General features: G+C 62.3%; 26 protein-coding genes. 11 read left to right on the top strand and 15 right to left on the bottom strand.

All coding sequences use genetic code 11. The features are described 5' to 3' along the window. Positions 1–36: 36 nt before the first annotated feature. Both ACEWPM_RS12570 and ACEWPM_RS12565 read right to left on the bottom strand, forming a co-directional pair. Positions 37–297 (bottom strand): succinate dehydrogenase assembly factor 2, encoded by a 261-nt coding sequence (locus ACEWPM_RS12570; RefSeq protein WP_393962535.1) that lies wholly within the window; start codon positions 295–297, stop codon positions 37–39. After that, positions 281–691 (bottom strand): helix-turn-helix domain-containing protein, encoded by a 411-nt coding sequence (locus ACEWPM_RS12565; RefSeq protein ID WP_393962536.1) that lies wholly within the window; start codon positions 689–691, stop codon positions 281–283. The genes ACEWPM_RS12570 and ACEWPM_RS12565 overlap by 17 nt, the downstream gene beginning before the upstream one ends. Before the next feature lie 97 nt (positions 692–788). Here ACEWPM_RS12565 and ACEWPM_RS12560 point away from each other — a divergent pair, with 97 nt between their 5' ends. Both ACEWPM_RS12560 and ACEWPM_RS12555 read left to right on the top strand, forming a co-directional pair. Continuing rightward, the gene (locus ACEWPM_RS12560) at positions 789–1,991 is read left to right on the top strand and encodes a pyridoxal phosphate-dependent aminotransferase (protein WP_393962537.1); all 1,203 of its coding nucleotides are present in this window, start codon (positions 789–791) and stop codon (positions 1,989–1,991) included. A gap of 24 nt (positions 1,992–2,015) precedes the next feature. Further along, the gene (locus tag ACEWPM_RS12555; RefSeq protein WP_393962538.1) at positions 2,016–2,420 is read left to right on the top strand and encodes a hypothetical protein; all 405 of its coding nucleotides are present in this window, start codon (positions 2,016–2,018) and stop codon (positions 2,418–2,420) included. 6 nt (positions 2,421–2,426) lie between these two features. Here the strand turns inward: ACEWPM_RS12555 and ACEWPM_RS12550 are convergent, their stop codons facing one another. The 7 genes from ACEWPM_RS12550 to cydD form a co-directional block, all read right to left on the bottom strand. Further along, positions 2,427–3,779: an MATE family efflux transporter gene (locus tag ACEWPM_RS12550; RefSeq protein ID WP_393962539.1), complete on the bottom strand. Its 1,353-nt coding sequence runs from the start codon at positions 3,777–3,779 to the stop codon at positions 2,427–2,429. Positions 3,780–4,007: 228 nt separating this feature from the next. Further along, on the bottom strand, positions 4,008–4,985 hold the full coding sequence (locus tag ACEWPM_RS12545) for an SLAC1 anion channel family protein (RefSeq protein ID WP_393962540.1): 978 nt from the start codon (positions 4,983–4,985) through the stop codon (positions 4,008–4,010). A gap of 66 nt (positions 4,986–5,051) precedes the next feature. Further along, the gene (gene cydX / locus ACEWPM_RS12540; RefSeq protein ID WP_393962541.1) at positions 5,052–5,192 is read right to left on the bottom strand and encodes a cytochrome bd-I oxidase subunit CydX; all 141 of its coding nucleotides are present in this window, start codon (positions 5,190–5,192) and stop codon (positions 5,052–5,054) included. 15 nt (positions 5,193–5,207) lie between these two features. Then, positions 5,208–6,371, bottom strand: a complete 1,164-nt coding sequence (gene cydB, locus ACEWPM_RS12535) for a cytochrome d ubiquinol oxidase subunit II (RefSeq protein WP_393962542.1) — start codon at positions 6,369–6,371, stop codon at positions 5,208–5,210. Between the two features lie 5 nt (positions 6,372–6,376). Then, positions 6,377–7,987 (bottom strand): cytochrome ubiquinol oxidase subunit I, encoded by a 1,611-nt coding sequence (locus ACEWPM_RS12530; RefSeq protein WP_393962543.1) that lies wholly within the window; start codon positions 7,985–7,987, stop codon positions 6,377–6,379. Between the two features lie 124 nt (positions 7,988–8,111). After that, the gene (locus tag ACEWPM_RS12525) at positions 8,112–9,749 is read right to left on the bottom strand and encodes an amino acid ABC transporter ATP-binding/permease protein (protein ID WP_393962544.1); all 1,638 of its coding nucleotides are present in this window, start codon (positions 9,747–9,749) and stop codon (positions 8,112–8,114) included. Further along, positions 9,746–11,395, bottom strand: a complete 1,650-nt coding sequence (gene cydD / locus ACEWPM_RS12520; protein WP_393962545.1) for a thiol reductant ABC exporter subunit CydD — start codon at positions 11,393–11,395, stop codon at positions 9,746–9,748. The genes ACEWPM_RS12525 and cydD overlap by 4 nt, the downstream gene beginning before the upstream one ends. Positions 11,396–11,522: 127 nt before the next feature. Here cydD and ACEWPM_RS12515 point away from each other — a divergent pair, with 127 nt between their 5' ends. After that, positions 11,523–12,020 (top strand): RrF2 family transcriptional regulator, encoded by a 498-nt coding sequence (locus ACEWPM_RS12515; RefSeq protein WP_393962546.1) that lies wholly within the window; start codon positions 11,523–11,525, stop codon positions 12,018–12,020. Between the two features lie 222 nt (positions 12,021–12,242). Here the strand turns inward: ACEWPM_RS12515 and ACEWPM_RS12510 are convergent, their stop codons facing one another. Next, on the bottom strand, positions 12,243–12,812 hold the full coding sequence (locus ACEWPM_RS12510; protein WP_393962547.1) for a hypothetical protein: 570 nt from the start codon (positions 12,810–12,812) through the stop codon (positions 12,243–12,245). A gap of 1,070 nt (positions 12,813–13,882) precedes the next feature. Beyond that, positions 13,883–15,547 carry a cytochrome c oxidase subunit I gene (locus tag ACEWPM_RS12505; RefSeq protein WP_393962548.1) on the bottom strand — a complete coding sequence of 555 codons (1,665 nt, stop codon included), beginning with the start codon at positions 15,545–15,547 and terminating at the stop codon, positions 13,883–13,885. Positions 15,548–15,726: 179 nt separating this feature from the next. Here ACEWPM_RS12505 and ACEWPM_RS12500 point away from each other — a divergent pair, with 179 nt between their 5' ends. The 4 genes from ACEWPM_RS12500 to ACEWPM_RS12485 all read left to right on the top strand — a co-directional run bounded on the left by ACEWPM_RS12500 (position 15,727) and on the right by ACEWPM_RS12485 (position 17,455). Further along, a complete protein-coding gene (locus tag ACEWPM_RS12500; RefSeq protein WP_393962549.1) occupies positions 15,727–16,146 on the top strand; it encodes an RrF2 family transcriptional regulator in 420 nt (139 codons plus the stop codon). A 19-nt stretch (positions 16,147–16,165) separates the two neighbouring features. Next, a complete protein-coding gene (locus tag ACEWPM_RS12495) occupies positions 16,166–16,579 on the top strand; it encodes a DUF6522 family protein (protein ID WP_393962550.1) in 414 nt (137 codons plus the stop codon). 234 nt (positions 16,580–16,813) lie between these two features. Further along, on the top strand, positions 16,814–16,969 hold the full coding sequence (locus ACEWPM_RS12490) for a carboxymuconolactone decarboxylase family protein (protein ID WP_420768023.1): 156 nt from the start codon (positions 16,814–16,816) through the stop codon (positions 16,967–16,969). A 24-nt stretch (positions 16,970–16,993) separates the two neighbouring features. After that, positions 16,994–17,455 carry a group III truncated hemoglobin gene (locus ACEWPM_RS12485; protein WP_393962551.1) on the top strand — a complete coding sequence of 154 codons (462 nt, stop codon included), beginning with the start codon at positions 16,994–16,996 and terminating at the stop codon, positions 17,453–17,455. A 46-nt stretch (positions 17,456–17,501) separates the two neighbouring features. Here ACEWPM_RS12485 and ACEWPM_RS12480 read toward each other — a convergent pair whose 3' ends face one another. The 3 genes from ACEWPM_RS12480 to ACEWPM_RS12470 all read right to left on the bottom strand — a co-directional run bounded on the left by ACEWPM_RS12480 (position 17,502) and on the right by ACEWPM_RS12470 (position 18,517). Continuing rightward, positions 17,502–18,044: a DUF488 domain-containing protein gene (locus tag ACEWPM_RS12480; RefSeq protein ID WP_393962552.1), complete on the bottom strand. Its 543-nt coding sequence runs from the start codon at positions 18,042–18,044 to the stop codon at positions 17,502–17,504. Continuing rightward, positions 18,044–18,253, bottom strand: coding sequence for a hypervirulence associated TUDOR domain-containing protein (locus ACEWPM_RS12475; protein ID WP_393962553.1), 210 nt, complete (start codon positions 18,251–18,253; stop codon positions 18,044–18,046). Before ACEWPM_RS12475 ends, ACEWPM_RS12480 begins: the two co-directional genes overlap by 1 nt. Positions 18,254–18,343: 90 nt before the next feature. Then, positions 18,344–18,517, bottom strand: coding sequence for a poly-gamma-glutamate hydrolase family protein (locus tag ACEWPM_RS12470; protein WP_393962554.1), 174 nt, complete (start codon positions 18,515–18,517; stop codon positions 18,344–18,346). Here ACEWPM_RS12470 and ACEWPM_RS12465 point away from each other — a divergent pair. The 4 genes from ACEWPM_RS12465 (at position 18,497) to ACEWPM_RS12450 (ending at position 20,223) form a co-directional block, all read left to right on the top strand. Next, positions 18,497–19,078 carry a hypothetical protein gene (locus ACEWPM_RS12465; RefSeq protein WP_393962555.1) on the top strand — a complete coding sequence of 194 codons (582 nt, stop codon included), beginning with the start codon at positions 18,497–18,499 and terminating at the stop codon, positions 19,076–19,078. The genes ACEWPM_RS12470 and ACEWPM_RS12465 overlap by 21 nt on opposite strands. A 198-nt stretch (positions 19,079–19,276) precedes the next feature. Then, positions 19,277–19,399, top strand: coding sequence for a hypothetical protein (locus tag ACEWPM_RS12460; RefSeq protein ID WP_393962556.1), 123 nt, complete (start codon positions 19,277–19,279; stop codon positions 19,397–19,399). Positions 19,400–19,502: 103 nt separating this feature from the next. Beyond that, complete coding sequence (locus ACEWPM_RS12455) at positions 19,503–19,718, top strand: hypothetical protein (protein WP_393962557.1); 216 nt, start codon at positions 19,503–19,505, stop codon at positions 19,716–19,718. A 280-nt stretch (positions 19,719–19,998) separates the two neighbouring features. Then, the gene (locus ACEWPM_RS12450; protein WP_393962558.1) at positions 19,999–20,223 is read left to right on the top strand and encodes a hypothetical protein; all 225 of its coding nucleotides are present in this window, start codon (positions 19,999–20,001) and stop codon (positions 20,221–20,223) included. Between the two features lie 7 nt (positions 20,224–20,230). On the opposite strand, the gene ACEWPM_RS12445 is transcribed toward ACEWPM_RS12450, so the two are convergent. Beyond that, a complete protein-coding gene (locus ACEWPM_RS12445) occupies positions 20,231–21,157 on the bottom strand; it encodes an MYG1 family protein (RefSeq protein ID WP_393962559.1) in 927 nt (308 codons plus the stop codon). Positions 21,158–21,256: the final 99 nt, after the last annotated feature.

The raw sequence follows: 21,256 nt of genomic DNA, 5'->3' as shown, positions 1-21,256 counted from the left end.
GATAAAATGCGATGCATTTCCCGAAAACCGCGCCGATCAGGCGGTATCGGGGACCGACGCGATATCTTCGATCATCACGCCATACTGCGCGGGCGGCGCCACCTGACCGCTGACCCATTGATAAAGGTCCTGATCGTTTTCCTCCAGCAATGCGTCATAGAGGTCAAGCTGATCGTCGCTCAGGCCTTCCAGCCGGGCACGCGAGTAGCGCATCAGAAGGATGTCCATCTCGCGGATGCCCCGCCGCATCGAGCGCATGGTCAGCCGGCGCAGGCGGATCTCACGCGTCTCCGGCATCTTCATCCCTCAGCAATTCATGAAGCTCCTCCTCGACGCGGGCCAGCCGCTCGGCGTTCAGCTTCATCTGGGCGGAAATCGCGCGGATTTCATCGAGCAGCTGATGACTACCGCGCACATAGCTGGTTGCCTCGCCCGGCTCGCCCGGCCCGTCGCCATCCCCAGTCAGCAGCCACAGAAGCGACACGTTCAAAAGACCGGCCAACATCGACAGGCGCATCGCGCGCGGGCCGCGCAAGTCGTTCTCCCAATCGTCGAGCGTCTTTTTCTTGACGCCCAGCCGCTTGGCCAGCTGCGCCTGTGTCATGTTCGCCAGCTCTCGCGCACCAGCCAGACGATCGCCAAATGTTGTCGCGTCGGGGTCGAACCACTTCTCGGCGGTGTCGTCATCCATTCTCGTCATCTCCCTGCCTGTTGCCGTGATCACACTTGATCCGTCTTGCTGGGCAACCTAGAACAGCGACGCGCAACTTTCAAATCCGGAGAACGACATGATCACCCTGTCCGCGACATTGTCGCGCGTGAAGCCCTCGCCCACCATCGCCGTCAGCACCAAGGCGCGCGAGCTGAAGGAGGCCGGGCGCGACGTGATCGGCCTTGGCGCCGGTGAGCCGGATTTCGACACGCCCGAGAACATCCGTGACGCGGGCAAGCGGGCCATCGACGAGGGCAAGACGCGCTACACCGCCCCCGATGGCATCCCCGAGCTGAAAAAGGCAATCTGCGCCAAGTTCAAGCGCGACAACGATCTCGATTATACCCCCGCGCAGGTGAGCGTCGGCACGGGCGGCAAGCAGATCCTCTACAACGCGCTCATGGCCACGCTGAATCCGGGCGACGAGGTGATCATCCCCGCGCCCTATTGGGTCAGCTACCCCGACATGGTCCTGCTGGCGGGCGGCGAGCCTGTGTTTGTCGAGGCGGGCATGGATACCGCCTACAAGATCACGGCAGATCAGCTGGAGGCCGCGATCACTGACAAGACCAAGTGGTTCATCTTCAACTCGCCGTCCAATCCGACCGGCGCGGGCTATACCTGGGACGAGTTGAAGGCACTGACCGATGTACTGCTGCGCCACCCCCAGGTGCTGGTGATGACCGACGATATGTATGAGCATCTCGTGTTCGGCGACTACGAGTTCTGTACCCCGGCCCAAGTCGAGCCCAAGCTCTATGACCGAACGCTGACCTGCAATGGCGTCTCCAAAGCCTACGCGATGACCGGCTGGCGCATCGGCTATGCTGCGGGGCCGGAGCAGATCATCAAGGCAATGGGCAAGATCCAGAGCCAGAGCACGTCGAACCCCTGTTCGATCAGCCAGTGGGCGGCGGTCGAGGCGCTGAATGGCACGCAGGATTTTATTCCGAAGCATAACGAGATCTTCCAGCGCCGCCGCGATCTGGTCGTCTCGATGCTGAACGAGGCCGAAGGGATCGAATGCCCCATGCCCGAGGGCGCGTTCTACGTCTATCCGTCCATCAATGGCTGCATCGGCAAGACAGCGCCCAGCGGTACCAAGATCACCGATGACGAGGTCTTCGCCACTGAACTCCTGGAGGCCAAGGGTGTCGCCGTGGTCTTTGGCGCGGCATTTGGTCTGTCACCCAACTTCCGCGTCAGCTACGCTACCTCCGACGAGGCGCTGAAAGAGGCCTGCACACGAATACAGGACTTCTGCAAGAGCCTGAGCTGATCGACCCGGAAGGAGACGCGGACCATGGCCGGAGAGCTGCCTGATTACTATTTCAGGGTGCGCGAAAACGGCGCCTTCGTGTTCCGCGTCGACACCGAGAACCGGCAGCGCCGGATCGATCTCGATCAGATCGCGGTGGTCAATATCCGCAAGGGCGAGATCAAGCCCCATGGCGAGCGTGAGCTGACCGCAGAAGACACCGCCGTCATCAACGAGTGGATGGCCGAGCGGCTGGAACTGCTGGAATATCGCGATATCGACGATATCCACCGCGCTGTCGACTACCTCAACACTACCGCGCATTGGGTGCAATCGAAGGCCACGGATGAACAGCTGGAGGCTGTCACCGACGCGCTCTTGCTGGCGATGCATGATCTGCGCACCGTTCTGGTGCGCAAGAAAGCCGACCGCCTGCTGGGCGATACGTAAGCGCACTCAGATCAGCCACCGGCCCGTCCAGCGCCAGAACCGGATGCCAAGCAGCAGCGATGCCGCGGCAAGTCCGATCGCCAGCCCCACCCAGACGCCGACCCCGCCCAGCCCCAAGGGAAAACCGAACAGATAGCTGGCCGGGATGCCAATCCCCCAATAGCTGACCGCCGCAATGACCATGGGCGCCCGCGTATCCCGCACGGCCCGCAAAAGGCCCAGCGCCATGACCTGCCCCGCATCCGCCAACTGAAAGAGTGCCGCCGCAACCAGAAGGCCCGTACCCATGGCCATCACCGCCCCGCGGTCCGGATCATCGGGCCCCAGAAAGCCGGACATGAGGGTCTCTGGAATGCCGATGAAGGCCAGGACCGTCAGCAGCGCGAACGCCCCGGACAGCCCCACGGCCACCACCGCGCCCGAACGCAGCGCGCCCTTGTCGCGCCGCCCGTAGGCCTGCCCCGCGCGCACTGTCGCGGCATTCGACAGGCCCAGATGGATCATGAATGCAACGGACACCAGCTGAAGCGCGATACCGTGCGCCGCCAATGCCACCGTTCCCAGCCAGCCCATCATCACGGACGAGGCGGCGAAAAGGCCCGTTTCGGCCAGATTGGTGATCCCGATGGGCCAGCCGAGGCGGAAAACCTCGCGCAGGGCCTCCCAGTCGGGGCGCCAGACGCGCACGAAAATCGCATGTTCGGGCGTCGCGAGCGCCACATATACGCCCAGCGCGATCATCGTAACGGTGGTCACGCCCAGCGATGCGATGGCGGCGCCGCGGACGCCCATCTCGGGCATGCCCAGATTGCCGAAAATCAGCGCGTAATTGATCAGCGCATTGAGCGCGACCCCCGCCAGCGTCAGCCACAGTACCACTTGCGTGCGCTCAAGCGCGGCAAGATAGGATTTCAGCACCATCACCATCAGCGCCGGTATGATCGACGCGCCCGCAATCGCCAGATACTCGCCCGCCAGCGCCGAGGTCTGCGGGTTCTGATCCAACTTCAGGAAAATCGCCTCCGAGCCGATCATGAAGGGCAGGACAAGCGCGGCAAAGCCCAGCGATGCCCAGGCGCCCATCCGGGTGATGCGCCTGACCTGCCGCTCGTCCCCTTCGGCAACGGCAGTGGCCACCATGGGCATCACGGCAAAGGCGAAGCCAGAACCGATGATGAAGAAAAGGAAGAAGAAAGTATGCGCCAGAACCTGCGCCGCCAGCGCCTCGACCCCGTACCAGCCCAGCATGACGGAATCCGTCAGATGGATCGCCATCTGCGCCAGATGACTGCCGATCAGCGGCATGCCCAGCACCAGAAGGGATCTGGCGTCACGGCGATATGAGGGGACGATGTGCATCGGAGATATGCGTTTGGGCTCAGCCGGCACGGGCGCGGCTGGTGCTCAACCTGCAGATGGCATGCTTTGATCGAGGCCATGCAATGCCTGCGGTAAGATCGGCCCTCATGATGCGTGTTTCCCCTTTGACGTCGCACGGTTGCGGAGCCTGACCACATTCAGTGCGAAAGTCGATGGCCAGCGTCGAACCGGATATCGGCAAAGGCCAACTGCGGCAAACGCGCCCGCCTAATCGGGCACGCAGATCGCACCCGCCCGCATCGCAGTGGCAGTACGCAGGATCAGCGCGGCCACAACGGCGATCAGCAGTGCCAGAAGGCCCGCGCCGATCCATTTATGCACCTCTGACCCCGCCGCACCGGCGTAGCCGAAACTGGCGATCGCCAGCGCGGCCAGCGGAAAGGACAGCGCCCACCATGATAGCGTGAAGGGGAGTTTGCGCAGCTTGGCCGCTTGCGTCACCACGATAAGGGCAAAGACATAGGCCGCATTGAGCAGGAACTGCCCGAAAAACCCCGGAGCGCCCGCAAGGCCCATCCAGGCCGTGAAGGCCACAGCCGGAGGCGCGACGAGGATCGTCAGCGTCGGCACCATCTTGCCCGGCAGGGGGTCGTGAAACATCAGCCGGTTCATCACCATCGTCAGCAGCACGATCCAGAAGATCAGCCCGCCCGAAAAGAAGAGCCACGACAGTTCGATATAGCCAAGTCGTGCGCCCGCCAGCGGGACGATGACATTGCCCACCGCCGGAATGAACCAGGCGGGCGTCATCATCCCCGTCTGAAACGAGCGGTGCCCGATCCAGGCCGAGATCACCGCCAGCGCCAGACCGCCCTGCAGCAGCGTGGCAAAAAGCCATAGCGGCGCGGCCAGGGTAGGCGCGATATCCAGAAGCGCCGTCGCGAGCAGCAAAAGCGAGATCGAAATTGCCGGAAAGAAGGCGATGCGGACCGGGTGATGCCATTCGGCTGCCACCTCGGCCGGGTAGCGCAGCGCCTTGGCCAGATAGCCCGCCGTAACGGCCAGCAGCAAGGCGACCGACAAAACCAATGCGCCCTGCGAGATACCATGCGCCAGCCCGAAGGCCCGCTCGGCCGCGCGCAGCGCCAGCGTCAGACCCATCATCCCCATGCTGATGGCAAAGAAGGTTACCGGGTAATGGGACAGCCGGGAGGATGATGCCAGATTGGGCGATATGACGGACATAGTGAGACCTTTTTGATGTTTGCAAGGCGCAGGGCGGCAAGCAAGACCTGCCGCCCGCAACCCGGCTCAGTCGCGCGGCGGCCTAGCCGGGCTGGCAGACCCCTTGGCCATGACGCGCTCATCCTCTTTCAGCTCAAGCCACATGGCGTTCATCACCGCAAAGATGGCGGCCAGCGGAAGGCCGAGAATCCAGGCAAAATACCACATCGGAATTTCCTTTCCTTAGTAAACAGAGTCGGAGTTTTCAGACACATCGGCATCGGTGACCTTGCCCCACAGCACCTTGTAGACCCAGGCGGTGTACATCAGGATCAGCGGCATGAAGATCGCCGTGGCCACCAGCATGACAAAGAGCGTCAGGTGCGAGGACGAGCTGTTCCAGACGGTCAGCGACGAGCGCGGATCGCTGGAACTGGGCATGATGAACGGGAACATCGTCAGGCCCACCGAAGAGATCACGCCAAGGATCGCCATCTTGGAGAAAAGCAGCGTCGACACCTCGCGCCCGGCACGCAGGCCCATGAAGGTCAGCAGCCCGCCCATGATGCCCATGATCGGCGCAATGGCGATCCACGGGCGGTCGGTATAGGCCGTCAGCCAGCTTGCCGACCGCGCGACCTCGAAATGCAGCGGGTTGGACGGGCCATCCGTCACATAGCTGCCGACGATGGCAAAGCCCTCGATGCCGAAGGCCAGCCATAGCCCCGCCAGAACATAGCCCCCGACCGCGACCAGCGCGGCGAGCGATCCGATGGCGCGGGCACGGATCTGCACCGGCCCTTCGGCCTTCAGGGTCAGCCACGCGCCGCCATGCATGATCAGCATCGACAGCGACACCAGGCCCGCAAGGATCGAGAAGGGATCGAGCAAGCCGATGAATTTCATGTACCACGCACCCTCGTAGATGGTGTGCAGATCATCGGTGAAGTGGAACGGAACGCCCTGGATCACGTTGCCCACGGCCACGCCGAACAATAGGGCAGGCACCGCGCCACTGGCGAAGAGCGCCCAGTCCCACGTGCTGCGCCAGCGCACATCATCCCGCTTGGAGCGATACTTGAATGCCACGGGCCGCACGATGAGCGCCGCAAGGATGACGAACATCGCAAGGTAAAAGCCGGAGAAGCTGACCGCGTAGAGCGGCGGCCAGGCGGCAAAGATCGCGCCGCCCCCGAGGATGAACCACACCTGGTTGCCCTCCCAGACGGGGCCGACCGTATTGATGGTGATGCGCCGCTCGACATCCGTCTTGCCAACGAAGGGCAGAAGCGCCCCTACCCCCATGTCGAATCCGTCCGTCAGGGCAAAGCCGATCAGCAGCACGCCCAAGAGGCCCCACCAGATCACACGCAAGGTCTCGTAATCCATAAAGTCGTGTAGAATCATAGCTCTTACTCCGCAGGGGTTGCGATGGAATCGGCATTGTGCCCGCCGGCCAGGCGTTTGTGGTGGCGGTCTCTCCAGGCGTCCGTTTCCTCGACATCCTGATACGGACCCTTGCGGATGTATTTCAGCATGAGGCCCATCTCGACGATGAAGAGGATCGTGTAGAAGATCACGAAGCCCGCCAGCGTCAGCGCCACTTCGGTCATCGACAGGGCGCTGACCGACATGGCCGTGGGCAGGACACCGTCCACGGTCCAGGGCTGGCGCCCGAACTCGGCCACGAACCAGCCCAGCTCGGCGGCGATCCACGGGGCCGGGATCATCCAGACCGCCAGATGCAACGCGGGCCGCGGAAAGTTCATGCCCTTGAACGAGGCGCGGTAGAAGAAATACCCCATCGTCGCGATAAAGCCGAAGCCAAGCGCCACCATGATGCGGAACGCCCAGAAAAGCGGCCAGACCATGGGCACCGTGTCATTCGCCGCCGCCTTGATCTGATCCTCGGTCGCGTCCACCGGGTTCTCGACATACCTCTTCAACAGGAAGGCATAACCCAGATCGGCGGAATGCTCCTCGAACGTCGCCATGACGGCGGGATCGGTCGCGTCGCGGTTGGCCCGCACCTCCATCAGCGCCTCATAGGCGATCATGCCCGAGCGGATACGCTCCTCGGAGGTGGCGACCAGATCGTTGATACCCGGAATTTCCGTGGTCAGCGACCGCGTTCCGATCAGGCCCATGGCCCAAGGGATCTCGATGGCGTAATGCGTCTCGCGCGCCTCCTGGTCGGGGATGCCGACAAGGTTGAAGGGCGCAGGGGCGTCATGCGTCTCCCACATCGCCTCGATGGCGGCCAGCTTCATCTTTTGGCTATGTGTGGCCGAGTAACCGGATTCGTCGCCCAGCAAGACCACGGAAAACGCCGAGGCGAGGCCGAAGGCCGCCGCAACGGTGATCGACCGGCGCGCCAGTTCGGTATGGCGACTGCGCAGCAGGTACCAGGCCGAGACACCGATGACAAAGACCGAGGCCGTGACATAGCCCGCCGAGACGGTATGCACGAATTTGGCCTGCGCCACCTCGTTGAAGATGACGGCAAAGAAATCGGTCATCTCCATGCGCATGGTCATCGGATTGAATTCGGCGCCCACCGGGTTCTGCATCCAGCCATTGGCGATCAGGATCCACAGCGCCGAGAAGTTGGAGCCGATGGCAACCAGCCAGGCGACGACCAGGTGCGCGACCTTGCTCAGCTTGTCCCATCCAAAGAAGAAAAGGCCGACGAAGGTCGCCTCGAGAAAGAAGGCCATCAGTCCTTCGATCGCCAAGGGCGCGCCAAAGATGTCGCCGACATAATGGCTGTAATAGCTCCAGTTCATGCCGAACTGGAACTCCATCGTGATGCCCGTGGCGACACCGAGAACGAAGTTGATCCCGAAGAGCAGCCCCCAGAACTTGGTCATCTGCCGCCAGATCGGGCGGTTTGTCATGACATAGACCGTCTCCATGATCGCCACGAGGATTGACAGACCCAGCGTCAGCGGCACGAAGAGAAAATGATACATTACCGTCACGGCAAATTGCAGTCGTGACAACTCGACAATACCGAATTCCATCCAATCAGCTCCAGCTTGCAGGCGGCGACTCGCTACCGCCCAAGAATTCCAATGTCGGAATATGTGCGCCTTGAATGGCGAGGAATCCTTGACATGGGTCAATAACCAACATCTCGGATGCAACTTATTTCAGGGCAATGACCCGGTCCGCGAACTGGATCTCGGCCTTGCGGTGGGCGGCAATCAGGATCGCGGCATCCGGCAGGTAGGCGCGGATGCCGCGCAGAACCTCGCGCGCGGTCGCATCGTCCAGCCCCTCTGTCGGCTCGTCCAACAGCAGAACGCCGGGCCGCCGCAGCATCGCGCGGGCCAGGGTCAGCCGGCGCGCCTCGCCGCCCGAAAGGCCGTCGCCGCGCCCGCCGATCATCGTGCCAAGGCCTTGCCGCGCCTCCATCAGACGGATCAGACCCGCCGCCTCCAGCACCTGCCAAAGAGCGGCATCACTGCTGTTCGGCGCGGCAAGGCGCAGCGCATCGGCCACCGACCCCGACATCAGCGCACTGCGCTGCGGCAAGAGCGTGAGCGCGCGGCGCAGCGCAGACTCGTCCCAGTCGGGAATGAGCATGTCGCCCAGCGTGATGCGTCCCGCCGCCACCGGGTGCAGCCCCGCAGCAGCCAGAAGCAGCGTTGACTTGCCCACTCCGCTGGGGCCGGTCATGGCAACGGTTTCGCCGGGCCGGACGGTCAGCGACAGATCCCGAATGATGGGCACCTGCGACCCGGTGCGGCTAAGCGTCACCGCGTCGAACTGCAGCGCGCGCCCCGCAGCAGTAGCGCCCTCCGGCACCTCTGACAGCGCGATGTCACGCGCCACCTTGCGCGCGGCCTCGGCCATCCGCCCCAGATCACCCGCCGCGCGGCGCAGCGGCGCAATCGTCTCGGACAGCGCCAGCGCCGCGAAGAAGCCAAGCGCGGCGAAGGCGGGCGCAATCTCTCCCGCCTGCACCATGGTGATACCCAGCCACAGGGTTCCGGCGGCAACGAAGGCCGACAGCATCTCGAGCGCGGCCCCGGTCCACCGCTCGGCCCGGTCCTGATCGCGGCGCAGGGCAAGCCGCCGGTCGTCCGCCGACAGCACATGCGCGGATTGGGCGACAAGACGCCCCTGAACCGCCAGATCGCGCCGCGCCCGGATCATGTCGATCAGCCGGGCGCGCGTCGCCTGCGCCGCCGCCTCGGCCCGGCGCGACAAGGGCGCCGTTCGGCGCGCGGCCCGCCAGAAGATGACGGTAGCCCCCACGACGAAACCGACGAGCACCCAGAGCGCGACCGGCAGGCCGATCAGCGCCCAGAGGGCGATGAACGCCGCCCCCTGCGCCGCAACACCCGCCAGAACCGGCAGGACCAGACGCAAGGGCACACCGTCCAGCGCGTCAATATCCGCGACAAGGCGGTTGAGCGCCTGCGCGCCCCTCAGCCGGATCATCCGATCATGCGGCGCGCCCATCAGCCCGCTCAGCAGGCGCAGGCGCAAAGCTTCGAGCGCGCGCAGCGTCGCGTCATGGGTCAGCACCCTTTCGCCATAGCGCGCCGCGGCCCGACCCAGCGCCAGAAACCGCACCATCGCCGAGGGGCGAAAGACATCGAAGACCGCGCCCATCCCGGCCAACCCGGCAGCGGCGGCAGCGGTGATGAACCAGCCCGACAGGCCCAGCAGCGCCGCCCCCATGGCCAGCACCACAAAGCTGAGAAGCGCGCCCCGCGTCAGGGAAACGCGCTCTTCGCGCAGGATCAGGCGAAAGATCTGCCAGAGCGCCCTCATACCGCGCCTCCGATGCGAATGATGCGGTCCATCCGCGCGGCCAGCATCTCGTCATGGGTCGCGACGACCAGCGTCGCGCCGCGGGCGACCTGCGCCATCAGCCCATCCGCCACGGCCTGCGCGGTGACCGCATCCAGATCCGCCGTCGGCTCGTCGGCAAGAATCACATCCGGGGCGCCATATATCGCGCGAGCCAGCGTCAGGCGCCGCGCCTCGCCGCCCGAGAGGCCCCCACCGGTCTCGCCCAGCCGGGTGTTCAGCCCCTTGGGCAGGTGCGCGACAACATCCGTCACCGCCGCGTCGCGCAGCGCGGCGTCCAGATCGCCCTCGCGGCCCGAGGTCAGGTTCTGCCGCAGGCTGGCATTCACGAAATGAGGAGCCTGCGGCATCCATCCGATCCGTGCGCGCCAGGCATCCGCGCTTGCGCCGTCCAGCGCGCGCCCGGCCACGCTGACCCGTCCCGAGACCGGCGTGATCAGCCCCGCCATTATGCGCAGGGCTGAGGTCTTGCCCGCGCCACTAGGCCCCATCAGCGCCACGCTTTCCCCCGGCGCGATGTCGATATTCGCCAGCGCGAGGCCCCCCGGCAAGACGCAGCCCCGCAGCGAAATGGCCGCGGGGCCAGCCAGAGGCGGCGCCTCACCGCCGCGCCCCAGAAGGCTAGCGGTCTCCTGGCCCTGCCACGCCTCGAACTCATCCAGAACGGCATCGGCGGCGGCCTTGTCATGCCATGCCGCCGCAAGATCCCTCAGCGGCTGATAGAATTCGGGCGTCAACAGCAGCAGGAAAATTCCGGCCTGCGGCGTCATCGGATCGCCCCATGTGCCAAAGCCAAGCACCCCGAGCAGCGAGAAACCGACATAGACGGCCACCATCGCAACACCGATGGCAGCGAAAAGCTCGAGCACGGTCGAGGACAGGAAGGCCACCCGCAGCACCGCCATCGTGCGGCTGCGCAAATCGCCCGCCTTGGCGGCGAACCCGCCCAGAACGGCATCACCCGCGCCCAGAAGCCGGACATCGACCAAGGCCGACAGCCGTTCGACCAGCAGATCGTTGAGGCTGCCGACCTCGGCCATCTGCTGCTGACTGGCCTCCTTGGCCGCCAGACCGACAAGCGCCATGAAGACAGGGATCAGCGGCCCCGAGATTGCCAGGATCAGCGCCGCCGCCCAGGATTGCGACAGCGCCAACAGCAAGATGACCAGCGGCACCGTCATCACCCGCGCCCGCGCGGGGGCGTAGCGCGTGATATAGGGCGCAAGCAGGTCCAGCTTCTCGCTGGCCAGTGCCGCGATGCTTCCGGCGCCGCCAGAAGGGCTGCCCGATGCACGGCGCGCCTCGACCGCGATGATCTCTGCTCGCGCGGCATGGATCACTGCCTCGGCCGCCGCTTGCGACTGCGCCTCGCTGAGCACGCTCAGCAGCACCCGCAGCGCGCCAAGGCCGGCAAAGCCCAGCGCCGCACCCAGCGCCGATACATCGGCGCCGGTCAACAACCCGCCCAGCGCATATGCGACAAGCGCGGCCTGCAAGGGCCAGACCAGCGCCGCCAATGCGGACAGCCGGCTGGCCCGGCGCTGCATGGATTTGCCGGGCTGCAGCAGCTCTTCGCGCCCTGGCCCTCCTGCGGCGGGCGCATCCATAATTTCTGGCCTTGAGACCGTCACGGGGAAAAGAGCCTTAAAATTGAATCGCTGAAACCACTTATTCACGTCTCGCCTGCTGCGATCTGATCTGAATCAAATACCGGGCGGCCCAATGCAGGTAGGAATGAAAAACTGGAATCTGCAACAGAGCTTTGCCCCCATGCGCCTGACCACCCGCACCAACCTTGCCTCGCGCATCCTGATGGCCTGCGCCGTCAATGACAGGGTGCTTGTGCGCACCGCTGACATTGCCGAGAAGTGCAACACCTCCAGCAATCACACCCAGCAGGTGGTCAACCTACTGCAAAGCAACGGTTTCGTGGAAACCATACGGGGGCGCAGTGGGGGCCTGCGGCTGGCCCGCCCGATGAACAGGATTTCTGTCGGTCAGGTGTTTCGCGTCTTCGAGGCGTCGGTGCCCTTTGCGGAGTGCTTTGCCGATACCACGAATACCTGCCCGCTTTCCGATACCTGCCGCCTGCGCCACTTCATCGCGCGCGCGGTCGAGGCGTTCTATCACGAATTGGATATGGTGACATTGGAAGATCTCGTGAAAGGCAATTGCGATCTGGCCGCACTGCTGGACATGCGCCCGGCCCCCGCCTTGGCCTGCGCTGGATAGAGCGTCCGAACATGACGGACCCAGGTCAGGTCTTGCGGTAAATCCGATCAAGACCACCCCTTAGAGTCCGAACATTTGCGCGAACTCAATAGCTTATCGCAGGAAAGCGCATGGTGATCGGCTTGCCGTCGCGGGCCGCTACCCGCCGCGACATCTCGGTCGTTGCATCGCGTTGAAAAGGCGGCAGTAGAAACTCTCCAGGAGTCTTGATGCCCGTCTCAATCAGGTCGACGGTCGTTGCAGTACTGGAGGATTACCGGTGGACCGCCAGGCCTTGCCGCGGAAACGCCATGCCCTGATTCCAATGGGCGGACGCGAACACTGTTGCGACACCGCCGCTGTCAAAACGTTCTTCAAAACCATCAAGTCCGAGCTGATCTGACCCGTCGACTGGCAAAGCCGCGCCCAAGCTGAAAAGCCGTCGCCAGATATATCGGAGGGTTCCATATCCCCCCCCCGCGTGTCGGCATTCACCGCTCGGCTGGAAAAGCCCAATCGGTGCCGCGCGGGTGGATGACGAAGAGCAGGTGATCGGCGCCGGCCTTTTCCATGCCCGGACTCCGCCATAATCGCTTGGTATTTGTATGTCACCGCGATGCGTTCAAGTTTGACTGAAATACAGGTTTGCCGCCCTTCTGAGTGAACCGGAAACCAAAGAAATGCCGGCTCGGCCTGCCGATTGAATTGCGCGGTGATGGTGTCCCGTGTCGTGGTGTAGCTCCCGATGGGCACCGCGCTTCCGGGCGGGCGGAGCTGGTCAGTCGCACTGCGCAGCTTTTTTTTGCCATACATGGATTGGATCCTTTCGACGACCGGCGAGCTCAGAACTCAGCCCTGGACGCCCAGGATGTGGCAGAAGCCAGAGCCTATCGAATCTCGCCAAGCTCCTTATCCTCCGGCAAGCTGAGTTTTTTACGCATATCACATCTCGGACCAGCCCTTCGCCGCGTGGCGATAAGTCCAACAGAAGTTTCTGTTCATGCGCCAGCCAGCTTCGTAATGCACGCCGAGATAATTCGCCAATTCTCGGATGAACACGTCCGCGTCCATTCTTGGCGCAGCGCGTCTCCATATAATTTGCGCAGCGCCAACAAACCACATTTTTGCTGGCGAGTGGCTACGGTGCATGACTGTGCCAGACGTGATGGAAAATTGTTGTCGGCACGTCCGACACTACAAAATCTTTTGCGTTGAGAGCATTACGGCGTTTCGGTCACCGCATTTCATACATGTCACGCCATCCAGACATTGCACGTCTTTCAGGCGGCGTCAGCGTAATCCTTCAGAGGGATCCGTTGTTCTCACTCCCCTTGCGGCAATCGAAGAGCTGATGCCGTCCAGTAAATTTTTTCCTGTTCAGTGTCGGTGAGAGAACCTCAGGATTTAACCGGCTTTCGGGTCATTTTATTGGAGATCATTCTGACAGATCGGCGAATTTTCGTGCCCATAGGTGAACGCGCCGGAATTCTGGGGATGCCGCAGGTTTCATCATATTGCGGTTCCCCATCAGTCGCGGCGGTGCTCGAGCCTGTCTTGCCGTAAGCTCATTCGTGGCGCAAGTTAATGGCAATGCCAGGAGCGTCGGCGCCTCCCTTTATCGATCGAGTTCGGCTCGACGCCGCCTCTAGACGCCCGGATGTCGGATGCCCGCAGCTGACATGCGTTCTGTGAACAGTCGACCCTGGCAGTACAGGCTTATCGTGCGGAGAGTGGAACTTCGTTGCGCGCCGCACAAACGGCGGCCATGTGGGGGACTTGGACCGTGCGAAGCAATGCGTGTCGAATACCAGGTTAAGTAGTGACCGGTCCGCTTCAGTCAGCCAACAGCTAGTGTATGTCGCCATCGGCGTGCCACCCCCGCCTCATTCGGCCGCTTGTCTGTCCCAGTCCTTGGGCTGGGGAAGCACTTCGAACGTGTGTTCGGGGACAGGCGACGGCAGGGTCCATTCGAGCGTATCGGCGTAGTCGTTCCAGTAGCTTGCCCGTGTCTCGCGCCTGCCCGCCAGCAGCGTGTAGAGGATGATCCCAATGAACAGCAGGAAAGACGCGAAGGACAGCAGCGCGCCCCAACTTGACACCGCATTCCAAAGGCCGAACGCCTCGGGGTAGTCGATGTAGCGGCGCGGCATGCCCTGACGGCCAAGGAAGTGTTGCGGAAAAAAGGTGAGGTTAGCTCCGATGAAGAACATCCAGAAATGCAGCTGCCCCGCCCATTCGGGATATTGGCGCCCCGACATTTTGGCGATCCAGTAGTATATCCCGGCGATCAGAGCGAACACCGCGCCGAGGCTCATCACGTAGTGAAAATGCGCCACGACATAGTAGGTGTCGTGATAGGCCCGGTCGAGGCTGGCCTGCGCCACGACCACACCGGTTACGCCGCCGACGGTAAAGAGGAAGATGAAGCCGATGGCAAACAGCATCGGCGTCTTGAACTGGACGGACCCGCCCCACATCGTCGCCAGCCATGAGAAAATCTTGATCCCGGTCGGCACCGCGATCGTGACCGAGGCGATCTGGAAAAAGCTCTGCTGCGTGATCGACATGCCGACAGTGAACATGTGATGCGCCCATACCAGAAAGCCCAGCCCCCCGATGGCGATCAGCGCCCAGACCATCGGCAGGTATCCGAAGATCGACTTGCGCGAGAAGGTCGCGATGACATGACTGATGATGCCGAAGCCGGGAAGAACGACGATGTAGACCTCGGGATGGCCGAAGAACCAGAACAGGTGCTGATAGAGCATCGGATCACCCCCGCCCGAGGGGTCGAAGAATGTCGTGGCAAAGTTGCGGTCGACCAGCAACATCGTGACGGCCCCTGCGAGGACTGGCACTGCCAGCAGCAGCATCCATGCCGTGATGAAGATTGACCAGGCGAAGAGCGGTACCTTGAACAGCGACATCTCCGGCGCGCGCATGTTGAGGAAGGTGGTGATCATGTTGATCGCGCCAAGGATCGAACTGGCCCCCGAGACGTGAATAGCGAGGATCGCCAGATCCATCGAGATGCCCGCGTCCCCGACCGAGAGCGGCGCGTAGAGCGTCCAGCCCACCCCTGCCCCGTGCGAGCCATCGCCACCCGGCGCAAAGAACGATGCGGCGGCCAGGCTGGTGCCCGCAACGAACAGCCAGTAGCTGAGATTGTTGAGGCGTGGAAACGCCATGTCTGGCGCGCCGATCATCAAGGGCATGAAATAGTTGCCGAAGCCTCCGAAAAGTGCGGGAATCACAACGAAGAACATCATCAGGATGCCGTGATAGGTGACGATGATGTTCCACAAATGCCCGTCCGGTGTGCAATCCGCAGCCGAGGGCACGAACCGCAGTCCCTCCAGACACAGGTATTGCACCCCCGGCTCCATCAGCTCGAGACGCATGAAAACCGACAAGAGCGCGGCGACTAGCCCGACCCCGGCCGAGGTGAACAGATAGAGGACACCAATATCCTTGTGATTGGTTGACATGAACCAGCGGGTAAAAAAGCCGCGATTGTCGTAGCTTTCGGTCACTTTTGCTTCACTCATCTGCACTTCCCCTTGACGTTGGACTGCTCGAAGTCGAGTCCGCGCCACGCCTTCGGCCCGTCGGAAAACAGCGCTGACCTCAAGACGGGGCGCTCGACCGATTGCTCTTAATTGGAGTTTACAATACCATTTATGCCGCCCTATAATAAGTATTGTCAATACCAATTAAGGAACCACCCATGCGCCTTGCGGCTTTCACCGATTATGGATTGCGGATCTTGATGCGGCTCGCCAGCACCCCGAACGAGCGGCTGAGCACTACCGATCTGGCCACGCAACTCGACGTTTCGCAACATCATCTGACCAAGGTCGTGCAAGACCTCGCCCGTGGCGGTTTTATTATCACGCAGCGCGGCGCGGGCGGCGGTATCAGCCTTGCGCAGGACGCAAGAAAGATCGGTCTTGGCCGTGTTGTGCGCCATCTGGAGCGGCGCTTTGCCTTGGTCGAATGCTGTCAGGCAGATGGCGGGAATTGCGTTTTGACACCGCGCTGCCGTCTGAAGCCCCGCCTTCTGGCCGCACAGGAGGCGTTCCTGAAAGACCTGGATCGATCGACCGTCGCAGATTGCGCCTGGCCTGGTGATGCAGCGGCGGCCTGATCCAGAAAAGGAGATCGCCATGTCTGAAATTGAAATCAGCCCCGGCATGATCCAGATCGATGCCGACATCGTAGCAAAAGCCCTGAAGCTGGAGCCGCTCGATTTACGGATCCGCATGCGCGACGGCACTGTCACCAGCAGGTTCGAAACCGGGGAAGGCGCGGATATCGGCCGTGTGCGGCTGACGTTCTTCTCAAGCACCCGCCGCGCCCGGATCATCGCCGACGCGGCCGGTTCTGTCCTCTCATGCACGGCGGTGGATTACGTCGGCGCACCCAAAAGCCCGCGATCGGTAGTGCCCAGCGCGGCAGGCTCCGGCGACGCCGGGAAGACATCGAAACCCGCCCGTCTCGATTCATTGCTCGACACGGCGCTCGACGGAAGCTTCCCCGCAAGTGATCCGATCGCAATCACCTTCGATCACCGCGATTGAGCGGCCGTGCCTGACCTGCCCCGACGGTTACCGCTGACCACCGGAAAGGAATGTTTATGACCGATGCGATTTTTCCCGCCAAAAGCGGCGCGCTTGCAAAGCGCCGCAAGGCCCTGACACCGGAGGCCGAAAGAGCTTTCAGTCAGGCGGTCTTTGCCGATGGCACTCTGGACGCGAAGACCAAGCAGCTGATCGCGGTGGCCGTCGCCCCATGTCTCCCGATGCCCCTATTGCATCAAGGAACATACCAAGGCGGCGCTGCGTCACGAGGCGGACGAGGCCGAGATCATGGACGCCATCTGGATCGCCGCCGAGATGCGGGCGGGCGCCGCCTACGCGCATTCGGTGCTGACCCTCGATGAGATGAAAAACGCTGCGGCACAGGGCTGAAGGAAAGGCGCGCAAGGGAACGAGATGAAACACGATTTTTCGATCACGCACGGCTATTCGGACAGAAAGCGCGCCCAGATCAGGGAGGCAGCCGGGATCATCGGCATTGACGAGGCGTATCTGGCGCGCATGGTCGATGAGTTCTATGCCCGCATCCGCGCCGACGCACGTCTTGGCCCGATCTTCGAGGCCGAACTCGGTGAAGATTGGGGAGCACATCTGGACCGGATGAAGCGGTTCTGGGCTTCAATCGCACTGAGCACGGGCAGTTACGCGGGCAAGCCGGTGGCCGTACATCAAAGGCTCCGTGGTATCCGACGCGATGATTTCGATCTCTGGCTGCAATTGTTCCGCGCCACGCTGGAAGATACCGCCCCCACCCCGGAGGCCGTCGAATATCTGGTCGTCCGCGCCGAGCGGATCGCGCAGAGCCTGCGCATGGCGATGTTCGAGCGAAACGAGGTCGGCGTGCCGACACTCGGTTAAACCGCCTCGTGGCGAAACCGGGCGGGCCAACTGCATGCCGTGCCGGTCATGCTTGCGCAGCCGCGGGATAAACGACTTTCCTGTCCGCCATCCGGGTCGCGCCCAGCGTCGGCTCCGCCCGGTCTTCACGGCCGCTGCCCATCAAGTGAATGACCTCATACCCGTTCAGAAGGAGATAATCCGCAATGATCCGGCGATGGCAGCGCCACCAAACTGCCTCCGAGCACATGATGGCAATGAGGCGGCTTTGGCCGAACTCGACAAGCGCATCGTAGGCGCTGGCGAACCGTTCGGACAGCGCGTAATCCGCGTAATTGTGAAAACTCCGGTTGCGCCAGAACGCGTTTACGCTGTCCGCAACATCGCCCTGAACCTTCCGCCGCCCGCCAAGATCGGGAAAATGGCGATAGCCGATCTGGCAAGAGCCCAAATCATCCGGCAGGCTGTCAATGTTGAAGGCGGGATTGCTGCGCGAGCGCGGATAACTGCGCACGTCCGCCACCGACTGCACACCAGCCAGTTGCAAGATTCCGATGAACCCCGCAAGGCTTCGGTTCGAGTGCCCGACTGTGCGAAACCCGCTAATCATCAGTCGATCTTCGTCAGCGCATCTTCCTTGTGGGCGGCGATGTGATCGGTCTTGTCGCTTTCGATTTCGTATTGCGGATCGTTGTTCGATGCGCGCCGGGTATGCCCCTTATAGTCGAAATCCTCGGTGTGAATCTTGGTGATCTCGCCGGTCACATGTCCCGCTTCGGAATTCCATTTCACGTGGTCTCCAACTTTGAACTTGGCCATCCTGACATCCTCCGTTTCCTTGGAAACCAGGATTGCCACGCCAAGGTTCCACGGCGCCGTCTCAGCGGATCAGACCGGACGATTGGACTTTCAATTTTTTGACGCTGATGAGATGACCTTTCGGACGGCCAGGCAAAAGGCGCCCAGGACATTCTGATCAGCCGCCAACCTGCGACGTAGCGACATAGGAAGCTCAAGCTGCACCCCGTTCCCCGCGCGTGTTCGGTTGCAGATGCTGGTCTCGTGGACGGCCGGCAGGGTCATGTTGGATACCGCCCTGAAGTCGGCCCCCGCAGCGGCCCGCCAATCTCATCGCTCAGTTCAATTGAGCAAGGATGGCTCGGAGCGGACCTCCTTTGCGATGGTCGCCGGGCGCCGCTGATCGAACAGACGAACAAGACCGTGCGCCGCGTCAATGCGGCCGCCGGAAAGGTCATCCTGCCAGAGGCGCGAGCTGTCATTCAGAGGCGTGGCCGCTTGCCAGGCATTAACGGCAAGCCCAAGATGTCAAAATCAGGCGGGAATGCCATCCGTCTCTGCGCTTCGCCGGATGCCATTTCGGCAGCGGTGCGCGCGATGTATACCGATCCAGGCCATCTGCGCATCGCGGATCCCGGCAAGGTCGAGGGTAATTTCGGCTTCGCATATCTCGATGCAATCAACGAGGATGAAGCAGCCGTCGCCGATTTGAAGGCGCAGTATCGACGTGGCGACCTCGGCGACGCCGTGATCAAGCGCCGTCTCGACGGCGTAAATCACGCCCCAATCCGATCTTCGTCGAGGATGCCGCGCGGTTGTTCTGCGAGCAATTGCAGAAGGATGTGAGACTTTAAGGTGGTCCCCGAAAACTGGACACTGACGTAAGCTCGAATTTGCTGTCTGCTGATCTTCACCACGAAGGAGATTGAAGATGTCGAAACGAAAGCGGCATGCCACTCAGTTTAAGGCGAACGTGGCGCTGGAGGCGCTGAAAGGCGAGGGGACCGTTCGGAACAGGCGAGTTGGTTCGGCATGCATCCAACGATGATCAAACAATGGAAACCTGCGCTGCTGGATGGCGCGTCCGGTGTTTTCGAGCGCGGCAGCCGCAAGGCACCGGTGATTGATGAAGACCAGATCAGGGACCTGCACGACAGGATCGGGTGAATGGGCGGGTGAACGCCAATGGTCCGAGAAAACCCGCCCATGCGGTGGCCAACTCTTTTTGGGAAAGAAGGCTCAAGCCCTGGGACGGCAAGTGAGGCGGGGCATGATCGAACGTGACCATCCAGACCTGTCGGTCGGCCAGCAGTGTGCTCTGCTCTCCATCCCACTCTCGTCATTCTACTACGCGCCGCAGGGTGAGACAGAGCAGAACCTTGCGCTGATGCGGTTGATCGACCTGCGGTTCCTCGACACGCCGTTCTTCGCCGTTCGCCAGCCTCTCGGGGCATTGCGATGCAATGCTCTGACGGTCAATGGATGACATGGCACCTGCGCAACGAGGGCCATGCGGTGAACGAGAAGCGCATCCGTCGGCTGATGCGTCTGATGAGGCTCATGCCGATCCGCTGCCTGGCAGGGTATCGCAAAGCGATGCCCGAGAGGGAACCAGACCCCTACACCAGCAAGCCGGGACGAGGGCAAAAGACCTATCCGTACCTGCTGCGGGGGGCTGCGTGTGGACCGGCCAAACCAGATCTGTTGCGAGGACATCACCTATCTGCTCCCTCTCGGCAGATTGCTTTGCAATCGCCTGCCGGGCAATGATCGAAGCGCCGAACGAGGCCATCTATCGGTTCGGACCGCCGGACATCATGAACCGCGACAAGGGGTCCAAGTTCACGTCGTTTGTCTGGACAGACCGCCTGCGTCGGTCCGGCATCCGCATCTCGCTGTTCGAGTTGGACCTAGACTTTGAAGCTCGTGATCCATCGCATTCAATGATGGCATTGCTCCTGCAGCCGTTCCTGAACAACGCATCGGCTTAAAGGAACATTACCCGGCCAAAGCCTCAGCCACCGCGATATCCGCCATTCTTAGGACCGCTTCGCGCGAAGCTGCCACCGCGATGAACCGACCGTTGTGGCAGAACTTCGCACCGTTCACGCCGCAAGCAGCTTCAAGCGCACCGTCAGTCAATCCTGCCCAGGCGGCAGGAAGGTCGGCGCGATTGTCGAATGTGTCATCACCCAAGCGGATCGTGGTCAGCGCCCAATCGGTGCCGCGCGGGTGGATGACGAAGAGCAGATGATCGGCGCCGGCCTTTTCCACGCCTGCGCGAAAAGGCATTCCCATGGTCAGTTCCAGAACATGCCCTTCGCCTGCGGCCTCAATGGCTGCCATCACCATCGCCTCGGCGCGGAACGTGGCGGCCTTGCGTTTGATCTGCGCCTCGACAAGGGCGCGCGCCACCGGCAGTGCCGCCATGAAGGCGTGGTCATCAGCGCCCTCTTCGCGGTCGTCAAAGACCGGCTTCAGACTTTCCAGCAGCACTGGCAGGGTCAGCCCGGCAAACAGCGGTCCGGCCTCGGCCGCATCTACTGCGCCGCTATCGAGCAAATCAACCGGCAGTACGAAATCATGATCAAACGAGGCGTGGATCGCGCCCACATCCTTTTCAGGCACATCCATCGCGCGCAGGTAGTCGCGACCATACTGCGCCCAGATCAACCCGAATGAGCTGTAGGGTTGGCCATCTTCGCGCAGCGGGTTTGGGCGCTGATGATGATCGAAAATCTGTGTGGCAGCGTCGAACTCGCGCCCGACATCGTAGATGATCCGATCCTCGGCGGGCGTGACCCATGCCTTGTCCCGGCTGCGGATCAGCTCTGCTACAGGGAACAGCCGCGTCAGAATGACCGAAGACAACAGCTCATCAGCATGGAAACCGCCGGAATGGGTGACGAGGTAGGCAATGGTCATCAGAGACAGGCTCCAGCGGGGTTTGACACGATTGGAGTGACCGAACCGGCCGCCCTGAAGGTCATAATGAAAGTAATTTTTCGGAAAGAGCGGCGTGAA

It is taken from the genome of Roseovarius maritimus (genome assembly GCF_043355895.2).
Classification (GTDB): domain Bacteria; phylum Pseudomonadota; class Alphaproteobacteria; order Rhodobacterales; family Rhodobacteraceae; genus Roseovarius; species Roseovarius maritimus.
Note: the sequence above shows the minus strand (reverse complement) of the source record. Positions and strands in the feature narration are given on the sequence as shown.

Bases quoted from the DNA above. Each gene is read 5' to 3' on its own strand.
- ACEWPM_RS12570 (WP_393962535.1), bottom strand. From the start codon at position 297: ATGCCGGAGACGCGTGAGATCCGCCTGCGCCGGCTGACCATGCGCTCG.
- ACEWPM_RS12565 (WP_393962536.1), bottom strand. From the start codon at position 691: ATGGATGACGACACCGCCGAGAAGTGGTTCGACCCCGACGCGACAACA.
- ACEWPM_RS12560 (WP_393962537.1), top strand. From the start codon at position 789: ATGATCACCCTGTCCGCGACATTGTCGCGCGTGAAGCCCTCGCCCACC.
- ACEWPM_RS12555 (WP_393962538.1), top strand. From the start codon at position 2,016: ATGGCCGGAGAGCTGCCTGATTACTATTTCAGGGTGCGCGAAAACGGC.
- ACEWPM_RS12550 (WP_393962539.1), bottom strand. From the start codon at position 3,779: ATGCACATCGTCCCCTCATATCGCCGTGACGCCAGATCCCTTCTGGTG.
- ACEWPM_RS12545 (WP_393962540.1), bottom strand. From the start codon at position 4,985: ATGTCCGTCATATCGCCCAATCTGGCATCATCCTCCCGGCTGTCCCAT.
- cydX (WP_393962541.1), bottom strand. From the start codon at position 5,192: ATGTGGTATTTTGCCTGGATTCTCGGCCTTCCGCTGGCCGCCATCTTT.
- cydB (WP_393962542.1), bottom strand. From the start codon at position 6,371: ATGATTCTACACGACTTTATGGATTACGAGACCTTGCGTGTGATCTGG.
- ACEWPM_RS12530 (WP_393962543.1), bottom strand. From the start codon at position 7,987: ATGGAATTCGGTATTGTCGAGTTGTCACGACTGCAATTTGCCGTGACG.
- ACEWPM_RS12525 (WP_393962544.1), bottom strand. From the start codon at position 9,749: ATGAGGGCGCTCTGGCAGATCTTTCGCCTGATCCTGCGCGAAGAGCGC.
- cydD (WP_393962545.1), bottom strand. From the start codon at position 11,395: ATGGATGCGCCCGCCGCAGGAGGGCCAGGGCGCGAAGAGCTGCTGCAG.
- ACEWPM_RS12515 (WP_393962546.1), top strand. From the start codon at position 11,523: ATGAAAAACTGGAATCTGCAACAGAGCTTTGCCCCCATGCGCCTGACC.
- ACEWPM_RS12510 (WP_393962547.1), bottom strand. From the start codon at position 12,812: ATGTATGGCAAAAAAAAGCTGCGCAGTGCGACTGACCAGCTCCGCCCG.
- ACEWPM_RS12505 (WP_393962548.1), bottom strand. From the start codon at position 15,547: ATGAGTGAAGCAAAAGTGACCGAAAGCTACGACAATCGCGGCTTTTTT.
- ACEWPM_RS12500 (WP_393962549.1), top strand. From the start codon at position 15,727: ATGCGCCTTGCGGCTTTCACCGATTATGGATTGCGGATCTTGATGCGG.
- ACEWPM_RS12495 (WP_393962550.1), top strand. From the start codon at position 16,166: ATGTCTGAAATTGAAATCAGCCCCGGCATGATCCAGATCGATGCCGAC.
- ACEWPM_RS12485 (WP_393962551.1), top strand. From the start codon at position 16,994: ATGAAACACGATTTTTCGATCACGCACGGCTATTCGGACAGAAAGCGC.
- ACEWPM_RS12480 (WP_393962552.1), bottom strand. From the start codon at position 18,044: ATGATTAGCGGGTTTCGCACAGTCGGGCACTCGAACCGAAGCCTTGCG.
- ACEWPM_RS12475 (WP_393962553.1), bottom strand. From the start codon at position 18,253: ATGGCCAAGTTCAAAGTTGGAGACCACGTGAAATGGAATTCCGAAGCG.
- ACEWPM_RS12470 (WP_393962554.1), bottom strand. From the start codon at position 18,517: ATGACCCTGCCGGCCGTCCACGAGACCAGCATCTGCAACCGAACACGC.
- ACEWPM_RS12460 (WP_393962556.1), top strand. From the start codon at position 19,277: ATGATCAAACAATGGAAACCTGCGCTGCTGGATGGCGCGTCCGGTGTT.
- ACEWPM_RS12455 (WP_393962557.1), top strand. From the start codon at position 19,503: ATGATCGAACGTGACCATCCAGACCTGTCGGTCGGCCAGCAGTGTGCT.
- ACEWPM_RS12450 (WP_393962558.1), top strand. From the start codon at position 19,999: ATGATCGAAGCGCCGAACGAGGCCATCTATCGGTTCGGACCGCCGGAC.
- ACEWPM_RS12445 (WP_393962559.1), bottom strand. From the start codon at position 21,157: ATGACCATTGCCTACCTCGTCACCCATTCCGGCGGTTTCCATGCTGAT.